The 17,228-nt window shown below is 54.4% G+C and carries 9 protein-coding genes; 1 reads left to right on the top strand and 8 read right to left on the bottom strand.

Annotated features, from left to right (window positions below; translation table 11 throughout):
- Positions 1-208 precede the first annotated feature (208 nt).
- Positions 209-2,263 (bottom strand): DUF3685 domain-containing protein, encoded by a 2,055-nt coding sequence (locus RRF56_RS08405; RefSeq protein WP_317037190.1) that lies wholly within the window; start codon positions 2,261-2,263, stop codon positions 209-211.
- The gene (locus RRF56_RS08400; RefSeq protein WP_317037189.1) at positions 2,260-4,068 is read right to left on the bottom strand and encodes a hypothetical protein; all 1,809 of its coding nucleotides are present in this window, start codon (positions 4,066-4,068) and stop codon (positions 2,260-2,262) included. Before RRF56_RS08400 ends, RRF56_RS08405 begins: the two co-directional genes overlap by 4 nt.
- Before the next feature lie 167 nt (positions 4,069-4,235).
- On the opposite strand from RRF56_RS08400, the gene RRF56_RS08395 reads away from it, so the two are divergent.
- The gene (locus RRF56_RS08395; RefSeq protein ID WP_317037188.1) at positions 4,236-5,021 is read left to right on the top strand and encodes a pentapeptide repeat-containing protein; all 786 of its coding nucleotides are present in this window, start codon (positions 4,236-4,238) and stop codon (positions 5,019-5,021) included.
- Between the two features lie 152 nt (positions 5,022-5,173).
- On the opposite strand, the gene RRF56_RS08390 is transcribed toward RRF56_RS08395, so the two are convergent.
- The 6 genes from RRF56_RS08390 to RRF56_RS08365 all read right to left on the bottom strand — a co-directional run bounded on the left by RRF56_RS08390 (position 5,174) and on the right by RRF56_RS08365 (position 17,012).
- Positions 5,174-6,526 carry an OB-fold nucleic acid binding domain-containing protein gene (locus RRF56_RS08390; RefSeq protein ID WP_317037187.1) on the bottom strand — a complete coding sequence of 451 codons (1,353 nt, stop codon included), beginning with the start codon at positions 6,524-6,526 and terminating at the stop codon, positions 5,174-5,176.
- Between the two features lie 137 nt (positions 6,527-6,663).
- The gene (locus RRF56_RS08385) at positions 6,664-7,089 is read right to left on the bottom strand and encodes a protease complex subunit PrcB family protein (RefSeq protein ID WP_317037186.1); all 426 of its coding nucleotides are present in this window, start codon (positions 7,087-7,089) and stop codon (positions 6,664-6,666) included.
- A gap of 232 nt (positions 7,090-7,321) precedes the next feature.
- Positions 7,322-11,998 carry a pre-peptidase C-terminal domain-containing protein gene (locus RRF56_RS08380; RefSeq protein WP_317037185.1) on the bottom strand — a complete coding sequence of 1,559 codons (4,677 nt, stop codon included), beginning with the start codon at positions 11,996-11,998 and terminating at the stop codon, positions 7,322-7,324.
- Positions 11,999-13,429: 1,431 nt separating this feature from the next.
- Entirely contained in the window at positions 13,430-13,771 is a 342-nt protein-coding gene (locus RRF56_RS08375) for a XisI protein (protein WP_317037184.1), read from the bottom strand.
- Between the two features lie 92 nt (positions 13,772-13,863).
- A complete protein-coding gene (locus tag RRF56_RS08370; RefSeq protein ID WP_317037183.1) occupies positions 13,864-14,115 on the bottom strand; it encodes a hypothetical protein in 252 nt (83 codons plus the stop codon).
- 296 nt (positions 14,116-14,411) lie between these two features.
- Complete coding sequence (locus RRF56_RS08365) at positions 14,412-17,012, bottom strand: DNA polymerase III subunit alpha (RefSeq protein ID WP_317037182.1); 2,601 nt, start codon at positions 17,010-17,012, stop codon at positions 14,412-14,414.
- Between the last annotated feature and the right edge of the window lie 216 nt (positions 17,013-17,228).

The raw sequence follows: 17,228 nt of genomic DNA, 5'->3' as shown, positions 1-17,228 counted from the left end.
AAGTAAAAAGACAGAATCAGCAGACGAACGGCGTTGCCATGCCGCTAACAAACTAGAACGGCTAGCTGACCCATGTAGCCCACGCCAGTCGTTCCATTCTGCTGATTGTCCCAAAAAAAGGTAGAGTTTGTGTGGTTTGAATGGGCAATTGTGGGTGATTACCCAGTTGACCTGGGTCGCGAAGTCGCCCCTGCGATCGCTCAGCCCCCTACTCGCGCAGGTCGCCCGCCTGGTTATCGCGCCGGTAGCGGGGGTCGCGCCAGCCACCCCCTACCCCTCGCAAAATGCCCCGGCCAATTAGCCCAATGCCGCGGCCAATCACATCGGTGAGCACGTACACAATGCCGCTGCCCACCAGCGATATCGCCGAGCGAAATCGGGGAGCCACCGCATCGCGGGCCTCTACCGCCAGGGTCACCGCCCGCTGTAACCCCGAGAGCTGCTCTAGCTCGTCGCGGCGGGGCACGTAGATCAGGTCGCTTTGAATGCCCCGTTCGGTAAAGCCAAACAACCGATGCTGACTTTCAAAAATGGCCCTGGGTTCGTTAATTAGCCCATCCCATCGGTAGCGCCAGGAGAGGTCGTTGCGAAAGCGCTCTAGATCGCGGCTGGTCATCATCCGGCGCTGGTAGAGGTTCTTTTTGAGCAGCTCCACATCGGCGAAATGGTTGAGCAGCGGCTGCACCACGGCGTTGGCCATCTGAATCAGCAGGTGCTCTAACAGCGCCTGGCTACGGGCTATGGCCTCAGGGGTAGCCGCCTCGTAAAGCGCCCCGTCTACCACCATCGGTTCGTTAAACAGCAGGTGTCCCAGCAGCATTGGCACCAGGGGCAAGCGATCGAGAATGGCTGCTTTCACCACCGGTGCTTCGACTAGTAGGGTGGGCACCACCGGCTGTTCGAGATTACCCACCTGGAGGGTGTAGTAGCGCCCAAAATAGTCGGTCACCGTGGCCTGCCACAGGTCTTGTAGGACCAAGGTGCTGCTTTCGGCTAGCTGCCCCGGTGGCACCCCAGCCTGACGCAGGTTGTCGAGGGCGTCTTCGAACTTGCGCAGGGTGAGGTAAAGCAGCTCCCGCTTTTTGTCATCTCGCAGAATGTCGGTTTCGAGCGGTATGCCGCTGGTGTTGTCGAGCAACCCTTGCAGATGGTTAAATACTCGCTCAAATATCAGGGTTGCCAGGTCGCCCTGGTTCAGGGCCAGGCGCTGGCCAAACACCGGCTCTAGGGGACCATCGCTAGCAACTGCCGCCGCTCCCGAAGCGGCAACCAGGGCCTCATCGGGAACGCCCGCCGGCCCATCGGTAGGAGACTGTCTCGGGGGACGACCACCGCCCTGGGCCGGGGCAATACTCTTTGCCCCCAGGCCGCGCTCAGGCCGTTCGGCCCTGCCCGGTGGCCTGGGGTTGCTTAGGCTAGGGGTGGCCAGCAGTCTACGCACCAGCCAGCGGGCGGCTTTGAGTTCTCGGTAGCGCCCGGCCAGCATCGCCTCCGACAACAGGGTGCCTCGCCCCCGGCGCTGCTCGACCTCAATTTGGGCCATCACCGCATCAATCTGCTGTACTGACGATCGCCGCAGGTTAAAGCGCAGGGCTGTTAAGGGGCCGACGGACGGGGCGATGGCGGTGGGGACCACCTCTCGCAGCGGGGGCGATGGCGGACGTGGCCCTGGCCGGATGGGGTTGGGACTGGCAGCGGAGGGTAACCGCCCTGACTGTTCGCGTTCAGCACTTTCAGGCCCAGGAAGGTCAGGCGCAGGAATTTCGGGCCTCGGCCCAGCCAACTGCTGAATTAGCCGACCCAGGTCGCCCACGGCCATGCCCCTAGCCCCAAACCCGTCGGCCCCCATCTGTTGGGCAGCGGCTTCTAGCACGGGTTCGGCCTGGGCGCTGAGCACCAGCACCGGCAGGGTGGGGTAGCGGGCTTTAATATCGGCACAGAGGTGCAGCCCCGGCAGCTGGTCGGGGCGTCCGGCCCCTAACCCCAGATCGAGAATCACTAGGTCGAGGTCAGGCTGGGGTCCATCGTCTGGGGTGGCCCAGGCCTCGGTCCAGTCCGGCGACGATTCGGGGGGCCAGTCTGGGGGCGGCTCCGGCGGTGCCCCCAGGGCGGCGCGGCTGGCCAAAATCGCCAGGGCATCGGTTCCTTGGCTAGCCTCGGCCACCACCTCGTAGCCGGCGGTTTGCTCCAGCCAAATGCGTAGACCCAGGCGAAATACCGGGTCTTCGTCCACTAGCATGAGTCGCAGGGGGGCCGCCGTCATTCTGAGTCTGCTGTCGAAGATCCGCCGGGAGTGGGCCTACCCTCGGCCTCCCAAATCGACCAGATATAGGCGCGCTCGGCTTTCCAAAGGGCGATCGCCGCTTGGGCTTCTCCCGACAGCGCCCGACCCGACGCAATCTGGCCCGCCAGGTTGATCGCCGCCGACAGGCTGCCACTGTAGGCCAGATTCTTGGCGCGATCGAGAATCGGCTTGTCTTCAGCAATTTGAATCGACGCCGTCCACTCGTCTACTAGCCCCTGGGCGCGGCTGTGAAGGGCACGGCCAGGGGCAATTTTGAGGGCTTCGCTGATCGCCTCGCGCAAATTCCCGTCATCGGCCAGCGCCACGGCGGCATCGAGAATCGGTCGGTCTTCGATCACCTGAATTTCTTGTTGCCACCCAGCTACCAGGGTTTGAGCCTCTACTCGCAGGGCTCTCCCTAGCTCAATCTCTTCGGCCTTGGCGATCGCCGTTTCGAGGGCAGGAATAGTGCCCGGTCGGGCCAGATTGCGGGCTTCAGCCAAAACGGGCCGGTCTTCAATCCGCTGAATGTTAGCCTGCCACTGAGCGACTAGGGTTTGGCCCTGAATGCGCCGGGGGCGATCTACCTCTACCTGCTGGGCCTGATACATGGCCCAGTTGTAGGTAAGGCGCTGCCCTAGTCTGGCAACAAGGTCGCTAAACTTCAGCCGCCTGAGATCGATCAACTGTTCTTGCCACTGCTCTGCTGGGGTTAGCTCCGCCACTGCGTAAGGACTGCCCTCCGGCAGCTGTGCGATCGCATGGGTGGCTTCCATCAGACTAAACAGATGGCTATAGCGGGGGGCCAACCCCTCGCCCGTAGGTTCGGCCTGGCTGGCCAGGCGCTGGGCGTGGCTGAGGTGCAGCAGCTCCTGGTCGGCTCCTGCCCACTGGGGGCCGGGGGGGACAACGCTAGCCAGCTCTAGGGCACTGGTGCGATTGCCCACCTGCCAGCGCTGGAGGGCGACATCTAAAACGGTCTTGCTCCAGCGATCGACATCGTTTTCGGCGGCCTGCCATACCTGGCTGCGCAGGTCGATCGATCGCGCCAGCACCACTGCCTGAGCCAAATTGTCGATCTGGTTAGTGCCTGCCAAGGCGCGGGCCTGCAAGAGCTGATCCCAGGCCTGCCGTTCGATCTGAAGCTGCCGCTGCCAGCGCAGGTAGCGGGTGTCCAGCCAGTAGTCGCTCTTGAGGGTTTTGAATTCTTGTAGATACCCTCTCGCGAGTTCCCAGTCGCTGGCGGCCAGAGCGGGCCTGAGTTTGGCTTCAATCGCCTGGCCCTGCTGCCAGTCTTGTCGCCACTCAAAAATGACCGCCTGGGCAGGATTCCTCAGGGGGGTATCGAGGGGGATTTTTTCGGCTAGCGCCACGGCGTCGTCGAGCTTGCCTGCCTGAGCCCAGCGGTTAGCCAGCACCAAGAGCTGCTCCGAAGCATCGGTCAAAATTTCTTGAGACTCTTCGTACTGGGAATGGGTTTTGGACCAGTTGGCCGTCAGCAGCACCGACTGCACCAAGCTGTTGGGTTCCCCGGTGCGGGCTTGGGCCTTGGCACAGTAGAGCAGGTCACTCGACGAGTGAAACGGGGTAATTTGCTCACAGTCGGGCAGCGGCGGAATTCGGGTTAGCCACATCAGCGCCCAGCCGCAAAACACCCCTGACCCAGTCAGCAAAAGCACCCACAGAGTGAGCCACACCCATTCCCACGGCTTGACCTGGCGGTTTGACCTAGGTAGTTGCCGTCGCCGAGAACTAAGGGGCGAAGATGCCGGTGTAGATGCCATGACGTCGAACTACCAGAGCGAGCAGTAAGATCTAAGCAGCCAGAGAGATCAGAACCATACTTTGCTGGTTCAAACTCCTGCTGAAGGCAAAAGATGCTGACACATTGTAGAAGCAATCTATAGACTTGATCTTAGATTCTGGGCCTATTTTTTAGGGATACTACTCTATGGCACGCTGCACCCAAACCCGTCGGAGCCTGAACCGAAGCCAGCTGGCCATTGGTCTGGTAGCTGGTTTGGGGCTGATGGCAGCGCCGGGGGCCGCCAACGACCAGCTCCGGCAGTTTTTGATTAGCCGCAACTGTATAGCCTGCGACCTCAGTGGGGCCGTGCTGTCTCGGGCTAATCTCGACAATGCCGATCTGACCAACGCTACCCTGGCCGGAGCCAACCTGCGCCAGGCCCGATTGCCCAGGGCGCAGATGACCCAAACCGATCTGGGACGAGCCAATCTGTCCCAGGCTGTGCTGAGCGAGGCCGATCTCTCGCGGGCCAACCTGGCTGAGGCCAACCTGAGCGGGGCTATTCTCACCCAAGCCCGCCTGGTGGAGGTAAATGCCGCCAACGTCAACCTAGAGAACGCCGAGGCCCGCAGCAGCAATTGGTACGGTAGCGATCTCAGCGGCAGTCGCTTAGACGGGGCCACCTTCGCCCAGGCCAGCCTATCGAACACCGACCTGACCAATGCCAGCCTCACCAACGGCCAATTTTATCGTGCCGACCTCATCGGCGCTCGCCTAGACGGAGCCGATCTGACGGGCGCTGACCTGCGCGAAGCCCTGATTCGGGATGCGTCGTTAGCCGGTGTTGACCTGACCAATGCCGACCTACTGCGAGCCCGGTTGACCCGCACCGACCTCAGCACCGCCCGCTTTTGCAATACCCGCATGGCCAATGGCGACATCAACAACGAGCACTGCGGCGATGGCGATCGGTCAAGTCTCAATGAATAATCGGTACGGCAGTTTTCCACCGCTTCGCTGTCTGCGGTAGATCTGGCCAGCTGTCGCCGGTCTACTAGCCTCCGCGTTTTAGAGACCCGGTCCCTTTTGCGTGTAGCCGATCAGCTTGGCATCGCACAGAAGGGACCGGGTCTCTCCCGAGATCACGCGCTGATCAGCGGCGTTGCCTTGGCCTGAAAATTGGCATTTACCAAGGCCGTTACCGCTGCCTCGGGGTCTTTGACACGAAACTGTGCCCCCAGCCGCACAAACTGCCGCTGCTGGTTACCGCCAATCACCGCGATCACGGGTACCCGCGCGTACTTGGGGTCGTCGCCCTGGTTGTTGCGAATCACGTTGCGCAGGCGGTGCTGCTGCTCAATGTCGCCCGCCAGGCGTGGGTCTAGCTCGACCATCACCATGCGCACGTCTTCAATCGATTCGGCATCGTCAATGATGAACTGCACGCGATCGTCGCGGCGATCGACCTTGCCCCAGATCATCAGCCGTTTGTCAGCGACGATGTGCTGGCCAATGCGCTCAAAAGACTTGGGGAAAACGACGGCTTCGGATTGCCCCGTCAAATCTTCGAGCTGCACGATCGCCATCCGGTCTCCCTTTTTGGTGATCACCGGCTTCACGCTAGCCAAAATCACGATCGCGCTCAGGGTCACGTTATCGGGCTGCTCGTGCAGCTCTGCCAGGTTAATCGGGGCCAGCACCCGCGCCGATCGCTGCACCGACTTGAGCGGGTGATCAGAAATGTAGAAACCCAGCAGCTCTTTCTCCTGGCGCAGCTTTTCTTGGGCTTCAAAGTCGGCCACCAGGGGTGCTTTGGGCGCGGTTTCATAGCCACTGGTTGGAGATGCGGCCTGGGTATCGCCGCCCCCCATCATCATGTCGAACAGGTTGCCCTGGCCGATTTCGCGATCCTTGGCGCGACTTTGGGCCCACTCGATTACCAGACCCAGATCCTGCATTAGCTGGTTGCGGTTGGGGTCGATGGGGTCGAGCGCGCCACTGAGAATCAGTGATTCTAAGGCACGGCGGTTGACGGAATGCAGATCGACGCGATCGCACAGTTCGGCTAGCGAGTTAAACGGCCCCTCTGCTTCGCGGTGCTTGAGAATGCATTCGATCGCCCCCAAACCCACGTTGCGCACCGCCGAGAGACCAAACAAAATACTCTTGTCCTCGGGGGTGAAATCGACCAGCGATCGGTTGATATCCGGCGGCAGCACCTCAATGCCCATGGCGATGCAGTTGCCGATGTGCATCTGCACCTTGTCTTGGTCGCCGCTGTTGGAGGTCAGCAGCGCCGCCATGTACTCGACGGGGTAGTTGGCCTTCAGGTAGGCCGTCTGAAAGGTGACAAACCCGTAGGCGGTAGAGTGCGACTTGTTGAAGCAGTTAGCGGCCACCTGACCATCGGCCAGCAAAAAGTTGTGGTTGTGGGCCACCCCGATGTCGTAGACGGGCTGCACTCCCAAAGACTGGCGACTAACGATTTTGGCCATAGCTTTACCTCATGGGCAGAACGTCATGATAGCAGTATCAAGCCGCTGGCAATTCCATACAATGGTGGGGCTTCCAGCCGTTGGCTGGTGGCTGGAACAGCAGCGTCAGTGAGGGGCGATGGCTATGGCGGGTGCGGTTAACAGGACTCGTTGACTATGGTTTGTCCTTGCAGTTCAAGGGGCGGCACTGGTGGCTTAACTGTGATAAACACACTTGGTGTCGTAGGTTCTTGGGTTAACACGCAGTTGTGAGCTGGAACCGATTCTGTGTAATGTATGATCCATCGATTGCCTTGAAGATTGGGCTCTATACGATCGATGTGGATGCCGTAGCCTCCAGTGGTACGGGATCCTGAAGTAATTCCAACAATCGTTTGCTGTTGAAAGTCAACGCTAGGAGCCGGCGGCTTTTGCAAATTTAGATCTAGAACAGTGCTGCTTTGCCAGAAGTCTTTCCAATCCGAAGTGCTGGAAAAGACAAAGGCCTGAGGCTCAGGTACAAACCGCTCTTCCAGTGGTGTTTGGCCAAAGTCAAGTATCTGAAAAGGAATGTTTGAAGTCATAGAAGCTGCTGGAGAGGGTGTAATTGGTTGGGGCTCAGATGGCACGACAGAATCGAGAGAACTACAGCTACTCAAACTTACTGCTATGGCTGTCAATAAACTAACTCTTAACCATTGCATTGCTATTTCCTAGAATGTTGGCCCTCATTATTCTAAAAGCTGAGTGGGGTTGAGAAGAGAACCCTCATACCCCCACTCAGTCCTACCCTAGAAGCGATGTGGGCCTAGGCCTTTAGGCAACACCTCGAGCGGTAGCCATGGCCCGCCTAACGGCGGCGTCTGCATTGACAAACCCATTGCCATAAACTGTGTCATATCCTGGAGTGCCCAGATCGTAAGCAGTTTGGGAAAGAATATTACGAACCTGGGTGGCCGTCAGGTTTTGGTTAGCACTCCAGACGAGGGATGCCACACCTGTAACATCTGGCGTAGCGGCAGAGGTGCCATTAAAGCTAGTTGTATAACCAAACGTGACAGCCCCCGTAGCACTGCGAGTTGCAGTGGTAGCCGTCACCTCCGATGGCCCCATGAGGGTTAAGCCAGTGCCATAGTTAGAACCCCACCACCCTGGATAGGAAATCCGGCTGCCTGGTGTGACTGAATTGCCGTAGGTATCCCTTCTGCCCCAGGAAGCGCCGATTGCCATGACATTTGTAAACTGGCTGGCAAGCCTCGATGGGTAAGAAATAGAACTGATGTTGTCATTACCAGAAGCAATCACAAACAACACATTGGGGTTGGCAGCAATCAGTTGCTCAAAAGCCGTACCGCCACCGCCGCTCAAGCTCATATTAATCACCAACCGCCGACCAGCTTGAGTTGCTACATTGATCATATTTTGAGCTGCCTCTGCATACGATTGGTCAAACGCATTGCCATCCAGCACATCGATATGGATGACAGGAGAGTTCCAGTTGATGCCGCTCATCCCCACGCCATTATTCGTGGCTGCGGCAATAATGCCTTGAACAGGGGTGCCATGGGAAGTGGCCTTGGGCCCAAACCCTGGCCCTGTAAAGTTGCGGTAGAAGTCATCTTGGTAGTTGTTGGGGTAGATGGTTGTCGATCGCAGATCGGGGTGAATCGCATTGTTAGCGTCTACCCCTAAACCGGTGTCTTGCACCCCAATTTGCACATTGCTCGAACCGGTAGTAAATCGCCAGGCGTTGTGAACCCCCATCATGTGTAAGTTCCACTGATTGTTAAAGAGGGGGTCGTTAGGGGTAACTGATAGGTTGATGGTGCGATCTGCAAACCGTAACCGCTCAATCCCCTCGAATAGAACTCGAGCTCCATTAGATAGTGTCAACGCATCGAAGACACGGTTGCCGTTACCGGGATTGTAAATAACTCCACCTGTGCCAGTATTGGCGTAGTTAAACACTACTGAAGTTGAGGAGATGTCCGAGAAAACGAGCTCATCCCGAGCCCCTGTTTGATAATCAACATTGCCATTGCCTAAAAAGACGCTGCGGCTATAGCCTGGAACATAGGTAAACGAATCTGCGCCTAAAGTCCCACGCTCCGTTCGGGTGCCGGCACCCCCAAACAGACTTAGGGTGTAATTACTGCTCCCGTTATATTGATAAACTTGGGCAAAATAGGCACCTGCGCCCAAACCAGATAGACTAATTGACTCACTGCCGCCCACTCCGGCAGTAGAACGAGCTAATTCATCGCCAGCATCAACAATGCCATTATTATTTGCATCTCTGATTAAGCGCAAATCAATGTCATTAGGAAATCCGCCACTGACGCCGGTGAGCTGCAAGTTTAAAGGACTATTGGGTGCACCTAAAACAAACCGATAGACGTCTGACGTATTTGTGCTTCCTACCGTACCAGAATAGCTGACTACCGATGATCCTAAGGTGCCAATATTCGTCTCTGTCGGCAATAGGTTACTGGGCGTGCTTGTTGGGGCAATTGGTGTGGTCGATAGCAGCAGGCGATAATTGGTATTATTACCGCTGAAGGGATAGACCCGTACATAGTAGGTGCCAGCATTTAAGGCGTAGTTGATGGCATCATCATTCGTGCCACTTCGGGTAGAACTCGTGATGATAGTGCCAGAGCTGTTCAGTAGAGCAATGTCAGCATCGGCTGTCAGCCCTGTCAGCGCTAGATTCAGATTGGCCGCACTGCCAAGGGTAAATCGGTAGTAGTCATTGGTATCTGCACTCCCGACAAAGTCATTAAACACAGATGGTGTGGCACCAACTGTAATCGCTCGTGCGGTGCCAAGGGTATTACCAGCACGATCGGGCGGTGTTGCATTGAGCGCTAAGCTGTAGTCGCTGGCACCGCTATAGCGGTAGACCTGCATGTAGTAAACTCCGGCGGCCAAGCTCCGGCTAATCAATTCTGATGCCGAACCAGCCAACTGTGAACGAGCAATTTCTTCCCCCGCATCTACAATCCCGTTGTTGTTAGCATCCCGAATTAAGCGAATGTCTACATCAGATGTTAAGCCCGTTAGAGAGGCATTTAGTGTGCTTGGTGTATTGAGATTGAATCGATAGAGCTGAGTCGTGTTACTGGCACTGACATTACCAGTAAACGTTTGGGTATTTAGCCCCACAGGCCCAATTTCAGTTTCACGAGTCAAGAAGTTGCTAGGCAGACTGGTGTCAAGGCTGAGAGTATAGTTGCTATTGCCGCTGTATTGGTAGACCTGCATGAAGTAGGCACCTGCAGATAAAGCGCCCAAGTTAATGGCTTCATTTGCAGACCCACCCCGCTGTGAGCGAGCAATTTCTTCGCCCGCATCTACAATACCATTACCATTTAGATCGCGCAGTAGCCGAATATCAACATCGGCGTAGGGGCCTACACCCGTTAGTACGGCGTTTAAGTTGCTGTTTGCCCCCACGGTAAAGGCGTAAATATCAGAAGTATTGAGGTCTCCTATGGCACCTGTACGAGTGCTAGTAGCACTGCTCAACGCTCCTAGATTAACTTCAACAGGCAATAGATTACTTGGTGTCGTTGAGGGTGAAGGAGGGGTTGTAGAGAGCCTAAGGGTATAGTTAGTGTTGCCAGAAAATTGGCTAACATTGACAAAGTAATTGCCTGGCCCTAGTCGCGCTACATTAAGCGCATCGTTAGCGTTTCCACCTCTAGTGGAAGATGTCAGCACATCTCCACTGTCCACAATACCGTTGTTATTTACATCTTGAATTAGTCGGATGTCAGCATTAGCACTCAGCCCAGTCAATGAGGCGTTAAAGTTGCTCAGAGAACTAAGGCTAAAGCGGTAGTAATCGTTAGGATCGGTATTGCCAACAAAATCAGTATAAGTTCGCGTACCACTCAGATTGCCAATGTTGCGGGCGGTTCCTAAGCTATTACCAGCTTGGTCGATCGTCAAACTTAAGTTATAGTTGGTGTCTCCATTAAATGGAAGAACTCTTGCGTAATAGGTGCCAGCACTTAAGTTTCTGGTAATGAGTTCTGGAGTAGTGCCACTGGCTGTAGAGCTCTGGATCACGCTGCCAGAGCTATTAAGCAATTGCACATCAGCATCTGCACTTAGGCCGTTGAGAGTTAGTTGGAAATCACCTGGTGCAGTTAAATTAAAGCGGTAGTAATCGTTAGGATCGGTACTGCCAACAAAGTCAGTATAAGTTCGCGTACCCCTCAGATTGCCAATGTTGCGGGCGGTTCCTAAGCTATTACCCGCTTGGTCGATTGTCAAACTTAAGTTATAGTTGGTGTCTCCACTAAATGGAAGAACTCTTGCGTAATAGGTGCCAGCACTTAAGTTTCTGGTAATGAGTTCTGGAGTAGTGCCACTGGCTGTAGAGCTCTGGATCACGCTGCCAGAGCTGTTAAGCAATTGCACATCAGCATCTGCACTTAGGCCATTGAGAGTTAGTTGGAAATCACCTGGTGCAGTTAAATTAAAGCGGTAGTAATCGTTAGGATCGGTACTGCCAACAAAGTCGGTATAAGTTCGCGTACCACTCAGATTGCCAATGTTGCGGGCGGTCCCTAAGCTATTACCAGCTTGGTCGATTGTCAAACTCAAGTTATAGTTGGTGTCTCCACTAAATGGAAAAACTCTTGCGTAATAGGTGCCAGCACTTAAGTTTCTGGTAATGAGTTCTGGAGTAGTGCCACTGGCTGTAGAGCTCTGGATCACGCTGCCAGAGCTATTAAGCAATTGCACATCAGCATCTGCACTTAGGCCGTTGAGAGTTAGTCTGAAATCACCTGGTGCAGTCAAATTAAAGCGGTAGTAATCGTTAGGATCGGTACTGCCAACAAACCCAGACAACGATCGACTGCCGCTCAAGGTGCCAAGATTAACAGCGGTGCTCAGGGAATTGTCAAATTCTACTAGTAGGGACGTGCCATCGAGATTTAATAGCCCCCAGTCGTTCTCAGCTCGTATCCTGCCCAAGTCTTCTGCATTGATTGCTTCACCTAAAACAGTCATGCTAAATAACTCACCTTCGTCACCAGCAGTATCTCCACCGGAATTAAACTGCTGATCTAAGGCATGTCCATACTCCTCTAGCAGCACCCTAGTGAGCCCTGTCAAACTGTCAGGGTGCATCAGAGATTCTGCCAAATAAATAGTGTTTCGATCTGCAGAATAAGCGCCTAAAGCACCCCCCAAGACCTCATCACTCAATACTGAAATATCAGGCAGATCTGAAAATACCCCTTCAGCCCAGCCTTCTAAACGAGTTGCTGCTGCATTAAGATTAGTAATTTCAAAAATGCGATTGAGCTCTTCAAAAGCATTTGATGATAACGCTAACTGATGAAGACTACTCCGAATACCTTCAAATGCAGAAGTAATGACTCCTGAATTTAATGAAAACAGCTCGTCATCAGTACCAGAGCCGGTTGAATGGATATTTGAAAACTCATCACGATCGCCAGACATAAAAGTAGTCATGCAAACCCTCCAGGCAGATGCTTATTACTTAGTTCTCATTTCAAGCGCCAGGCTTTTCAGGCTTTTCTTTAGCCCCAGAAGAGTTATTTCCTTAATCATGATTGCCAAACTTCCTGATACAAGAGTAAGGAGAGTCTTGCTGATCTGTTTTATAAGCCTACAATGAGAATTTTTCGCTTTTCGAGATACATGCCGACAGGAAACAACACAAAAGCTTTAGCCTGCTCAATCTTCCAGTTCCTTGGCTGACAATGCCCAAACTAATCAAACATTTTTCACTTCGCTTGCTAGCAAGCGAAGTGAAACGGCTTGATAAACTGGCTTTTGGCTCAAGAAAGCTATTTATTCTTTAATAAGAGAACCATAGAGAAGTACTTGTTTGCAGTACTTCTCTTGAAAATCTTATACCATGCTTTTTCAGAGAAAAGAAGTGCTCTGGACTTTTATGACAGGAAATCAACATTTTTTCATATCCTTCCATGGCAAAAGATGTTTTACAGCTAAGCAAGCCATAGGGCAACGCCACGAACCACAACCGCAGCCATCTGTCGCGAAAGGGACTGCTGGGTAAAGGGGGGAGTCAAAATGCAACGTCTCTCGTAAGGGCAAAGGGCCGTTTGCCCTTACGAAATTTCTGCCTCAACTCAGCAACACCCGACACCATGCCGGTTGAGGTGCGGTCACTGAATAAATCAATTTGCTGTTCTTTGAAGCGATTCTCCATCGTGCAGCAAGGACAATGGTTAGTCGGCGCTTAGTTTCGCAAACGGGCCTGTTGAGCCCTTAGAGGTGCCGACAAAATGATGACGCACACCCTTGCCCCCCCGCCGTCACCTTACAAATTTCTCGCTGGAATAACAACTAAGACCAAATCCTAACTGCATACCCCCGATTCGTAGGGGCATAGCATGCTACGTCCCTACAGGGTTTCTGATTATGAATTGGGGTTTCCCAACTCGGATTTCGTATAACTCTCCTGAGTCTGATAGGAAAAACAGTCCTAGACAATTGCCTAGAGCATGAGCGCATCAAGGTTTTTAGAACTCGCGACATCCGACAGTGGTTAGGCGCTCAAGGTTCCACTGGCCTGCTGACAGTGTTGCTTATATAGCGGTGGCCGTTGCGCTTAGGGCAATGGTCACTGTCCCGGTTAAAAACTGGAGCAGCGCAACGGCGTATAGCCATTGCGCTAGGGCTACAGGAAATGTCCTAACGGTTCTGGCGATCGCTATAGACGTAACAATACCGCTTCGAGTTTAGCTGGGTTTACCTTGGCCTTACCCGCTAACGGGGCAGCCATAACTGCCTCAAGTGTTAATGGAGATTAAGGACGGATATTTCAGCTTCCTTATCTTGCTCTATTTAACTATTTTTTGACCATTGCCCCCAAATTGAAAGGTTTACTTACTTTCTGTTTTTACCTGAAATTGATTAGGCTACAGCGAAGTCTGTGTACTGCCGCATGTTGGGTTCATGGAAAGCTAAAACAATACCTTCCTTAGCGACTCCCATTCGCATTAAATCTGTAGCGACGCCTTCTTCGGTCAAGTCCTCCTCAATCCAAAATTTGCCGTCAAGAACGCGGGCATAAATAGTCATGCCAGCAATTCGTTCTCCCTTTTGCCAGCCCAGGGTCATCCAAATGTAATGACCTCTTTCCTCATCAAGAATCAAAAGCTTTTTGATGTTGGGATTGGGGTAGCGATCGCAAATTTCCGCATGTTCAGTCAAAATCTTCTTGATAATCTGAGGATATTCGGTCAGTTTATCCACTGCTCATTTCCTTCATCTTCAGCCTTAAATCCTCGGCGAGCGTTGGGTTTCGCTACGCTGCACCCAATCTACAATAGAGATGTGTCAGGCAATCAGCAATCCAAGCCAAGCTGAGCTTTTAAGCTTAATAACTTAACTGTCGATTCTTCTTGTCCATGCCGATCAAGAAGCGCCATTAATGCTGGATTTTGTCGAGTTAGCTCTACTTCGTGGGCAAAGTTGTTGAGGGCAGCCAGGACAAACTCTTTGCCATCAGGAGTTTGCAAAATTAGGGCTTCTTCTTGAGCCTGCTCTAATAACTCTGCTAGGGGAGCCAATACATCCAACAGAGAGACAGTTTTCATAGCTGGTACGGCTCTCCACGAATAAATAGTTGGTTGCCTTCTTTATAGTCAATAGCTTCAACTTTAACAATTCTTACAATTGGCTCAACATCGTAGAAAACGCGATACTTGCCCAGTCTCAGTTCCCACTCTGGAAAATCGTTGGGGTGGAGGCGTGGCGCTTACGGTTTCGTGTCTCGACATTAGGTTCATGCAAAAGCTGGCTTGCAATGCCAGCAATTACTTGCTGCTGCTCATTCTTCTTCAGAAATCGCAGATCATCAACAGCACCCTGCGTAAACTCAACGTCGTACATCTCACGCGCACCGCAGCACTTTCGGCCAGGGGGGCTCGACCTGCTTCAACTCTAGCCCACGCTGAAAGATTTGGTCGATCGCCATCATGTCCCCGGTCTCGGTCATAAATTGGTGGTCGGCGGTGGCGCGGAGGGTGGTGCCATCGTCGAGGTGGTATTCAAACACCTCTTGCTGGCCGCGATCGTGCCATTGGGCAATGGGCTGGGTATACACATAGCCCTGCTCATCGACACTGAACACATGGCAGGGGATGCGTTTGGCGACAATTTCGCCGATGGTAAGGGGGCCGTATTCCAGCGTCAGTAACTCTGTGTCGGCGCTGAGGCAGTACTCTGCAAACTTCACCATCTGGTCCCAAAGTTCTGTGGCTACTTTTTTGGCAACGCCTTTCTCCATGGCACCATTGACGAAGTTTTCCTGGTGCTTGAGCATTTCCGACATTTTCTTTTTACCCATGGCCCGCCGCAGCAGGTCGGCCTGGCCAAGAGAGTAGCCGCCCATATCCTGGGCAATTTTCATGATCTGCTCCTGGTAGACCATGATGCCGTAGGTTTCGCTGAGGATGGGTTTGAGAATTTCGTCAGCAAAGTCGATTTTTTCGCGCCCGTGCTTGCGGTTGATGAATTTGGGAATCAGCCCCGCATCCAGTGGCCCTGGTCGGTAGAGGGCCAGCACCGAGGAGATGTCTTCGAGACCCGAGGGTTTGAGATCTTTGACGATCTGGCGCATGCCGGATGACTCTAGCTGAAACACGCCGCCCAGATCGCCCCGCTCCAGCAGCTTGTAGGTGGCGGGGTCATCCATGGGCAGGTCGTCGGGGTCGATTTTGGTGCCGTGGGTGGCCTCAATTAGCTCCAGGGTTTTTTGGATCATGGTCAGGTTGCGCAGGCCCAGGAAGTCCATCTTGAGGAGGCCCAGGGCTTCCACATCTTCCATGTAGTACTGGGTGATCACCTGGCCGTCGTTGTTGCGCTGGAGGGGCACAATTTCATCCAGCGGGTCTTTGGAGATCACCACCCCGGCGGCGTGCATGCCGAAGGTCTTGTTGGTGCCTTCGATCCGCAGGGCCATGTCGAGCCAGCGGCGGGTTTGGGGGTCGTTGTCGTACTTCTCCTTGAACTCGGGGGCGGGGGTGTCGTCGGAGATCATCACCTTAAGCTTGGTGGGCTTGCCCCGCGCCACGGGGATCAGCTTCGCCATCCGATCCGACTCGGCGTAGGGGATGTCGAGCACCCGCGCCACATCCTTCAGCACCGCCTTGGAGGTCATACGGTTGAAGGTGATGATCTGGGCCACCCGTTCTTCGCCGTAGCGGCGGGTGACGTATTTGATCACCTCGTCGCGGCGATCGATGCAGAAGTCGGTGTCAATATCCGGCATCGACTTACGTTCGGGGTTCAAGAATCGCTCGAACAGCAGACCGTGGTGGATGGGGTCGATGTTGGTGATTTCCATGGCGTAGGCCACTAGCGACCCCGCCGCCGAGCCGCGACCAGGGCCGACCGGAATGTTGTTGTCGCGGGCAAAGCGAATGTAGTCCCACACGACGAGAAAGTAGGTGGGGAACCCCATCTGGATCATCATCTCGATTTCGTATTCGAGGCGATCGCGGTATTCCTGCTCAATCTCCCCATAGCTGACCGCCTTCATCCGCTTAACCAGCCCCTCCCGCGCCACATGGCCCATGTAGGCCCCGGCGTCTTCGTTGAACTCGGGGGGAATGGGGAAGTCGGGAATGCGCGACTGGCCGAGGATGCCGGTGTACTCTTCGACTTTTTCGGCGACTTCGAGGGTGTTGGCGATCGATTCCTCAATCACCTCCGGCTCAATGTGATCGCGAAACAGCAGGCGCATTTCATCGGCAGATTTGACATACTCGGTACCGCTGTAGCGCAGGCGCTTGTCTTCGGTCAGCAGCTTGCCGGTCTGAATGCAGAGCAGGGCGTCGTGGGCCTCCACATCGTTGCAAGAAATGTAGTGGCTGTCGTTGGTGCAGATGACTTTGATGTCCAGCTCGCGGGCGATCTTGAGAATCTCCACATTCACCACCCGGTCTTCAGGAGAACCGTGATCCTGAATTTCGAGATAGTAGTCTTCGCCAAACAGGTCTTTGTACCACTGGGCCACCTTGCGGGCCACGTCAGGCCGCTTCTGCAAAATCGCCTGGGGCACCTCGCCACCGAGGCAGGCGCTGGTGACGATCAGCCCTTCGTGGTACTGCTCTAGCAGGTCTTTGTTGATGCAGGGGCGCGAGAAAATGCCTTTGCCCTGAACGCCTTGCAGGTGGGAGATGGTGGTGAGCTTGACCAGGTTCTTGTAACCCTGGGTGTTTTTGGCCAGCACCACCTGATGGTAGCGGGGGCGGCGCTGCTGCTGCGAAATATCGCCGTTGATCAGGTACATCTCGTTACCGATGATCGGCTTAATGCCTGCCCCTTTGCAGACTTTGATCAGCTCGATCGCGCCATACATGACGCCGTGGTCGGTAAGGGCGATCGCCGGCATACCCAGTTCCTTGGCCCGCTCCACCAACTGGGGTAGCTGGCTGGCCCCGTCGAGCAGACTGTAGGCACTGTGGATATGGAGACCAACAAAGGACATGGCGCAGCGGCTCGTTAGTACAATTTTATCATTTTGAGTATTCCTGGGGCTAGAGCAATCTTGCCTAGGCACCCAAGCTGCCCCTTAGGTTAGCCGATCTGCCGGTCTACATCTAGTGATGTTTGAGAAACAATAGAATTTGGTCACCCCATATGTAGGGGAGGGTAGCCAGCCACGGTTTTGCCCTGCTGCGGCTATAGCGGTGGTGAGATCGAG

The sequence above is a fragment of the Nodosilinea sp. E11 genome, assembly GCF_032813545.1.
Taxonomy (GTDB): Bacteria; Cyanobacteriota; Cyanobacteriia; order Phormidesmidales; family Phormidesmidaceae; genus Nodosilinea.
Note: the sequence above shows the minus strand (reverse complement) of the source record. Positions and strands in the feature narration are given on the sequence as shown.

What these genes read in the sequence shown, in the direction of transcription:
- RRF56_RS08390 (WP_317037187.1), bottom strand. Translation starts at nt 6,526, where the DNA reads ATGGCCAAAATCGTTAGTCGCCAGTCTTTGGGAGTGCAGCCCGTCTAC.
- RRF56_RS08400 (WP_317037189.1), bottom strand. Translation starts at nt 4,068, where the DNA reads ATGGCATCTACACCGGCATCTTCGCCCCTTAGTTCTCGGCGACGGCAA.
- RRF56_RS08365 (WP_317037182.1), bottom strand. Translation starts at nt 17,012, where the DNA reads ATGTCCTTTGTTGGTCTCCATATCCACAGTGCCTACAGTCTGCTCGAC.
- RRF56_RS08385 (WP_317037186.1), bottom strand. Translation starts at nt 7,089, where the DNA reads ATGACTTCAAACATTCCTTTTCAGATACTTGACTTTGGCCAAACACCA.
- RRF56_RS08405 (WP_317037190.1), bottom strand. Translation starts at nt 2,263, where the DNA reads ATGACGGCGGCCCCCCTGCGACTCATGCTAGTGGACGAAGACCCGGTA.
- RRF56_RS08380 (WP_317037185.1), bottom strand. Translation starts at nt 11,998, where the DNA reads ATGACTACTTTTATGTCTGGCGATCGTGATGAGTTTTCAAATATCCAT.
- RRF56_RS08395 (WP_317037188.1), top strand. Translation starts at nt 4,236, where the DNA reads ATGGCACGCTGCACCCAAACCCGTCGGAGCCTGAACCGAAGCCAGCTG.
- RRF56_RS08370 (WP_317037183.1), bottom strand. Translation starts at nt 14,115, where the DNA reads ATGAAAACTGTCTCTCTGTTGGATGTATTGGCTCCCCTAGCAGAGTTA.